4 protein-coding genes are annotated in these 2,873 nt (G+C 25.8%); all 4 read left to right on the top strand.

Annotated elements, in window-relative coordinates; genetic code table 11:
• Positions 1-1,229: hypothetical protein (locus NSA58_RS18240; protein ID WP_257560795.1), on the top strand; the 1,229-nt coding region annotated here is incomplete at its 5' end.
• Between the two features lie 2 nt (positions 1,230-1,231).
• Positions 1,232-1,954 carry an ABC transporter ATP-binding protein gene (locus NSA58_RS18235; protein ID WP_074429146.1) on the top strand — a complete coding sequence of 241 codons (723 nt, stop codon included), beginning with the start codon at positions 1,232-1,234 and terminating at the stop codon, positions 1,952-1,954.
• 158 nt (positions 1,955-2,112) lie between these two features.
• Positions 2,113-2,541, top strand: coding sequence for a PadR family transcriptional regulator (locus NSA58_RS18230; RefSeq protein WP_079764682.1), 429 nt, complete (start codon positions 2,113-2,115; stop codon positions 2,539-2,541).
• Positions 2,522-2,701: a hypothetical protein gene (locus NSA58_RS18225; protein WP_074079139.1), complete on the top strand. Its 180-nt coding sequence runs from the start codon at positions 2,522-2,524 to the stop codon at positions 2,699-2,701. Before NSA58_RS18230 ends, NSA58_RS18225 begins: the two co-directional genes overlap by 20 nt.
• The last annotated feature ends 172 nt before the right edge of the window (positions 2,702-2,873 follow it).

The following is a 2,873-nucleotide window of genomic DNA, read 5'->3' as shown; positions in this document are numbered from 1 at the left end:
TCAATAAAATTAAAAGTAAGAAATATTATTTAAAAAATATTTTATCTTTTAATCTTATATTTTATCAATCTAGAACCTATTTAAAAAATTCTTTACTATTATATACTTTACTTTTTGTTATGTTCTTTACATATTTTTTTCAAATATCAAGCTTATTTCCTTTAGAAACTAAAGAGCTTTATCCATATGACTATGTATGTTTAGGATATGAAAAGGACAAAGGTAAACTAAAAACAATAGAACAAGAATTTGATGTAAAAAGTAGAATTTACCCTGTGGTAAGAGTTACTGTGCCAGGAGGAGAAGATGGTGGATATGGAAGTCTTTATAAAACATTGCCAATGGGGCATCATCTGGGAATCTCAGAAAGTACATATAAAAAATTAACTGGTGAAAATTTAAACTTGAAAAATAAGGATATTGTTATTTTATATCAAGAAGATAAATCAAATAAAGCTCATCCATTAGATTTTTATGTTACTAGATCAAAACCGTTTATTAGAATTGGTCAACCAGAACGTTATACCATTTTTAATAGAAAAGTAATTTTTAGTTCAGATTATAATATAGTTAAAGAAAAAAGAGAGATAGTCTTTGGGCGACTTACAAGTGTAATGTACGAAAACATAGTTGTGTTTTCAGATGAGTATTTTAATAATGAGCATAAAAATACTGATGGAATAAAATATTTAATGACAATTAAAGATAATGGGAAAAATGATAAGTCTTTAGCCGAGTATATGGATAATTACAAAAAAACACATAATGAAGAAAGAGAGATTGATAGTCAGGTACAGTCTGTTTATAAATCAAAGGATTTGAATGAAGATTTTCAAGGAGATAAAATATTTAAGTTGATTATTAATATATCCATATCATTAACATTTGTAATTGCAAGTATAATGATTGTTTTTGTACATGCTTTTGGAAATAGATCTTATTATAAAAATTGTTATGAGATACTTAGTTATTTGGGTGAAAAGAAAAAGAAATCCAACTCCATAATAAGAAAAGAGATAATAGCATTTGCATTTTTACCATGTATATTAGCAATATTTACTTCTTTAATATTTATTATAATTACAGTTTATATGCGTGGATTTAACTATTTAGAAATAATATCAAGTGGTAAAGTTTATACAAGTATTATGTTAGCTTTTCTAGCAATATACGGTGTATCGACTTTTATAATATCTCATTTTTTAATTAAGGATATTGGAGGGAAGTAGTGATGGAAATTATAAAAGTAGTTGATTTAAAAAAATCATTTGGATCAGTTGAAGTATTAAGAGGGATAAACTTCTGCATTGAAGAAGGTGAGAGAATTGCTATTATGGGGAACTCTGGATGTGGAAAAACAACATTATTAAAAATGTTAGGACTTATAGAAGACCCCACACTTGGAGATGTTTACTATAAAGGTGAAAAAAGTAAAAATTTATCTAGAGATGAAATATCTGAAATAAGGCTAAATGATATTGGATTTGTATTTCAAGATTTTAGGTTGCTAGATAGTTTGACTATACAGGAAAATATTATGCTTCCTATGATTATAAATAAAGAGGAAGAAGATATTATGCTTGATAGATGTAATTATTATGCCGAAAAAGTAGGTATAAAGCATTTATTAAATAAGAAGCCATCTAATATTTCAGGTGGTGAAAAACAAAGAACAGCAATTTGTAGAGCTTTAATAAATAACCCAAGTGTTATTTATGCTGATGAACCTACAGGAAGTTTAGATTCTAAAACTGGTAAAACTATAATAGATATTTTAGTAAATACCAACATTGAACTAAAGAAAACATTAATAATGGTTACACATGACCCTCTTATTGCCAGCCATTGTAGTAGAGTAATATGGTTAAAAGATGGATTGTTAGTTCATGAAATTAGAGAAAGTAAAAAAGAAAAACTATATGGTGAAATTATTGAAAAGATGAAAGAAGTATAAAGTAAATTCATAAATTACAAAAACATATTTTTTAAATAAGGAGGTTGGAGAATATTGTCTAGCCTCCTTTAAATTTTAAAATAGAAAAAATTTACAATATGATATAAGTAAGCTTGATATATCGATAAGCAACATAATGAGAGAAGATATGATAAAGGATGTCAAAGAAGCAAGAATATTTAACAGAAAGTTATTACTATATTTTACTTTGCTTATATAAAGGACTCAATTATGGTTATTGCATAATGCAAGAAGCTATAAAACTATTAAATAATATAGTGAAAATAGGATCTGGAACTATGTATACAGCAGTAAGTAAAATGATAAAAAAGGACAGTGACACTGCAAATGAAGAGGATGATAGAAGAAGAACTTATGAAATAACATTAGATGGAAGAAATATTTTATTGCAAGAGATTGAAAGATTAAAAGAAATATTTGAAGATTTAGGATGGAAATATATAAACTTAACTTATAATGGATGGAACTATTTTAGAAAAAATATGACGAGAACAACGATGCAAGTGAATATGAAATATATATATAGATTATTCTTCTTACAGAAGTATGTTAAGTATACGGTGTAAACTAGGGAAAGTTATATTTGTAATATCAATTATTATAGCTTTATTATATACATTTTTAGCAATAAGAAATACGGATATTATTATTGGCATAGAAATCGTATTATTCTGGGGACTTTTCATATGGATAAAAAGAGGTCTTGAAAAAATGGAAGAAAAATAGAAATTAATTAGGGGACGATAAGTATGAGTAAGGGGGAATAAATATATTTGTTTTGGTTTAATTTTTAGTGGTATTTTATTTTTAGTCAGACAACTAAATCTATTTTATATTGTATTACCTGATTTTCTTAGAGGATTTATAGAGGGATTCTCCATAAGTTTATATATAATAT

Origin of the sequence: Terrisporobacter muris (genome assembly GCF_024621905.1) — a bacterium.
GTDB classification, from domain to species: Bacteria; Bacillota; Clostridia; order Peptostreptococcales; family Peptostreptococcaceae; genus Terrisporobacter; species Terrisporobacter muris.
The sequence above is the reverse complement of the archived record's forward strand: the minus strand, read 5'-3'. Positions and strand labels throughout refer to the sequence as shown.

Excerpts from the sequence above, each read along its gene's own strand:
- NSA58_RS18235 (WP_074429146.1), top strand. The coding sequence starts at position 1,232 with ATGGAAATTATAAAAGTAGTTGATTTAAAAAAATCATTTGGATCAGTT.
- NSA58_RS18230 (WP_079764682.1), top strand. The coding sequence starts at position 2,113 with ATGTCAAAGAAGCAAGAATATTTAACAGAAAGTTATTACTATATTTTA.
- NSA58_RS18225 (WP_074079139.1), top strand. The coding sequence starts at position 2,522 with ATGTTAAGTATACGGTGTAAACTAGGGAAAGTTATATTTGTAATATCA.